This window comes from Mucilaginibacter sp. (genome assembly GCF_028288105.1).
Lineage (GTDB): Bacteria > Bacteroidota > Bacteroidia > Sphingobacteriales > Sphingobacteriaceae > Mucilaginibacter.
Window position 1 is genome coordinate 1 of record NZ_JAQBOI010000133.1, and the last position, 3,230, is coordinate 3,230.

A 3,230-nucleotide genomic window follows, 5' to 3' on the forward strand; every position below is an offset into this window, starting at 1 on the left:
CAAAGCAGCGTTTTTACAAACAAATTACCTTTACTTTTTTATATTGCGGCCTAAAGGCTTTACACAATGCATAGAGGCGGTTTTCTTAAAGTATTCCTCATTATGTCAGCAATTTCCCTGCTGATGGACTGGTACGTTTTTATGGGGTTGCGCACCTTTACTGCCGACTGGCGGTCCCGCCTCTTGCGACTTATAGTTACATGGGGTTTCCTGCTGGTATCGGTAGGGGTGACTGCGCTATTTTTATTTGGCTTGAGTAGCTTAAGTACAGCCAGGGGTATGACACCTTTTCATGAATGGATGCTGAGCTTGTTCCTTACCTTTTTGGTAACTAAATTATTCTTTGTAATTGTGCTTTCGCTGGGCGATTTAGGGCGTTTTTTATACGGAATTATACGTTCTGTAGCTGATGAAAAAACCGGTGAGGCCTTCTTTCCGTCGCGCCGTAAGTTTATTACCGAGATAGCTATATTGATAGCAGCTATACCTTTTACTTCGTTTTTTTACGCGATGTTTCGCGGCAAGTATGATTATAAGGTACACAGGCAAACCATATATTATGATGAACTGCCGGATGCTTTTGATGGGTTTACTATTACGCAACTATCAGATATTCACTCAGGTAGCTTCGATAATGTGAAAGCCGTACAGCGTGGCATAGATTTGGCCATAGCCCAAAAATCTGATCTGTTTGTCTTCACCGGTGATCTGGTTAACAACGCCGCCTGGGAAATTGAACAATACATAGACCGTTTTGGGAAGATAAAAGCGCCATTTGGCCAGTTCTCTATTTTAGGTAATCACGATTATGGCGATTACATCAAATGGGATAGTGAGCAGGAGAAACAGGCCAACCTTGCAAAGCTAAAACAGCATCACGCCGCCCTTGGTTACCGCCTGTTGCTAAATGAAAATGTTGTGCTGGAAAAAGGCGGACAAAAAATATCCCTGATAGGTGTAGAAAACTGGGGCAAAGGTTTTATCCAATTAGGCGACCTTGACCGGGCTATGCAAGGTGTTGATAAAGATGCTTTTAAGGTGCTTTTATCGCACGACCCAAGCCATTGGGAAGAGAAGGTACGTTACTATCCTACCGATATACATTTAACATTAGCAGGCCACACACACGGGGCACAGTTTGGTATTGAAGCCGCTGGTTTACGTTGGAGCCCTGTTAAATACCAGTATATTGACTGGGCCGGCCTGGCTAATCATAAAAATCGCTATCTGTATGTAAACCGTGGTTTCGGCTTTCTGGCGTTCTCAGGAAGGCTTGGCATTTGGCCGGAAATAACGGTTATAACATTGAAAAAGAGGACTTAACTATATCATAGTTAACTTAACCACTTCCCAAACTCGTAAAACTTTTTAATGCTGATGCCAATTTTGCTGCCCACAGGATGTTTATGGCGGGCATAGTTAATAACACGCAGGGAAACCTCCTCGCGTTCGATGATCAGTTCTTCAAAAAAGCCTTTAAAAAGCACTTGCTTTACCATCCATTTTGGTGCTATCCCAAGGGGGGAAATACTGATGTGTTCAGCATAAATAACTACTGTGCCGCGTTTTGATTTGATGCCGCAAACTTTGGCTTGGGCAGTAGTAAGCTCGCTGCAGCTAACCAATATTTTAGCAGTGTAAAGTAATTTGGGGTTATGGTAAAGCTCCTCGGGCGAACCATATTCTACAATTTCGCCTTCTTTAATAACAATAAGCTCGTCGGCCATGGATAGCAGTTCGGCAGGGTCATGTGATACCAGTATAACCGTAACGCCCCATTCTTTAACTATCTGCCGAATATCATGCTGCAGGCTTTCGCGGTAGGCTGCATCAACCTGGTTAAACGGCTCGTCAAGCATCAACACCTCGGGGCGGTTTATCAGGGCTTTGGCAATGGTAACACGTTGCTTTTCGCCACCGCTTAGCTTACCAAAGGGCTGATCGCGCAGGTCATAAATACCCAGCAGGTTTAAAGCTTGTGTGGTTTTCTGAATTTTATAATTGGCATCTTCGGTAGGCAGGCCCTTGCCTACGTTTTCCCAAACATTTGCGCCCATATCCATATCGGTATTGTCCTGGCTTACCATAGTAATTACCGTGTGGGCGGCAGTAATGTGTGCAGTGCGAACAGGCAGGGGCTGGCCGTGAAAAAACACATCTCCCGAGTCTGGCTTCATAGTGCCCGATAGCAGTTTAAGCAAGGTTGTTTTACCGCTGCCGCTTTCGCCAACAATAGCAGTTATTTTGCCCTGCGGTATAAAAACGGTGATATTATTAACGCCTGAAGACTTATCGCCAAAAAAATTTTTGGTAACCGATATGGTTTCCAGTATCAGATCATCTTTCATTTTTAACCAGGGGATAGCTTAATGTATAACTTGTATCAAACCTAATCTATAAAATGGTATCGACCAAAAAAAAGTAAAATGTGATAATTCTGCTCCTGGCAAACAATTAAGGCCAAACTAACATTCCACTAATGACTAATAACCAAAATCATGAACAAAACTATCGGAATAGTACTCATTATTATCGGCGCGGTAATGCTGATATGGACAGGGTTTACTTACACCAAGAAAGAAAAAATTGTTGATGCCGGGCCAGTACAAATATCTGCCGACAGACAAAAAACGGTTAACTGGCCGCCATATTTGGGTGGTATACTACTGTTAGGCGGGATTGTTATTGTTGTTACTTCAAAAAAATAATAAAACAGGCTGTATATTAGCTGTTATGGAACCTCGCTTTTTTAATACGCCGGCTGATTTTCGTGCATGGCTGCAGCAACATGCCCATAGAGAAACGGAATTGCTGGTTGGGTTTTATAAGATAGGAAGTGGCAAACCAAGCATTACCTGGTCACAATCTGTAGACGAAGCACTATGCTTTGGCTGGATAGATGGTGTGCGCAAATCAATCGACGAAGAAAGCTACACTATCCGCTTTACACCGCGTAAGGCCACCAGTATATGGAGCGCCGTTAATATCAAGAAAATAGCCGAACTTACCGAAAAGGGTTTAATGCAACCTGCCGGGATCGCTGCCTATGCCAAACGACAGGAAAGCAGATCGGCCATATACAGCTTCGAGAACGAAGCGAAAGAATTAAAACCCGAATATGAACGGCAGTTAAAAGCTAATAAGAAGGCCTGGGAGTTTTTTGAATCGCAGGCGCCGTGGTATAAGAAAGTTTCTATACATAGAATAATGACCGCCAAGCAGGAAAAAAC

General features: G+C 43.3%; 4 protein-coding genes. 3 read left to right on the forward strand and 1 reads right to left on the reverse strand.

Annotation, left to right across the window (positions count from 1 at the left end; genetic code table 11):
* Positions 1-102 precede the first annotated feature (102 nt).
* Positions 103-1,323, forward strand: coding sequence for a metallophosphoesterase (locus JWQ85_RS09185; RefSeq protein ID WP_299467165.1), 1,221 nt, complete (start codon positions 103-105; stop codon positions 1,321-1,323).
* Between the two features lie 11 nt (positions 1,324-1,334).
* Here JWQ85_RS09185 and JWQ85_RS09190 read toward each other — a convergent pair whose 3' ends face one another.
* Complete coding sequence (locus JWQ85_RS09190) at positions 1,335-2,348, reverse strand: ABC transporter ATP-binding protein (RefSeq protein WP_299467167.1); 1,014 nt, start codon at positions 2,346-2,348, stop codon at positions 1,335-1,337.
* A gap of 150 nt (positions 2,349-2,498) precedes the next feature.
* Here JWQ85_RS09190 and JWQ85_RS09195 point away from each other — a divergent pair, with 150 nt between their 5' ends.
* The gene (locus JWQ85_RS09195; RefSeq protein ID WP_299467169.1) at positions 2,499-2,708 is read left to right on the forward strand and encodes a hypothetical protein; all 210 of its coding nucleotides are present in this window, start codon (positions 2,499-2,501) and stop codon (positions 2,706-2,708) included.
* Between the two features lie 25 nt (positions 2,709-2,733).
* Positions 2,734-3,230, forward strand: a 497-nt coding sequence (locus tag JWQ85_RS09200) for a YdeI family protein (protein WP_299467171.1), incomplete at its 3' end; no start/stop codon positions are given.

Excerpts from the sequence above, each read along its gene's own strand:
- JWQ85_RS09185 (WP_299467165.1), top strand. The coding sequence starts at position 103 with ATGTCAGCAATTTCCCTGCTGATGGACTGGTACGTTTTTATGGGGTTG.
- JWQ85_RS09190 (WP_299467167.1), bottom strand. The coding sequence starts at position 2,348 with ATGAAAGATGATCTGATACTGGAAACCATATCGGTTACCAAAAATTTT.
- JWQ85_RS09195 (WP_299467169.1), top strand. The coding sequence starts at position 2,499 with ATGAACAAAACTATCGGAATAGTACTCATTATTATCGGCGCGGTAATG.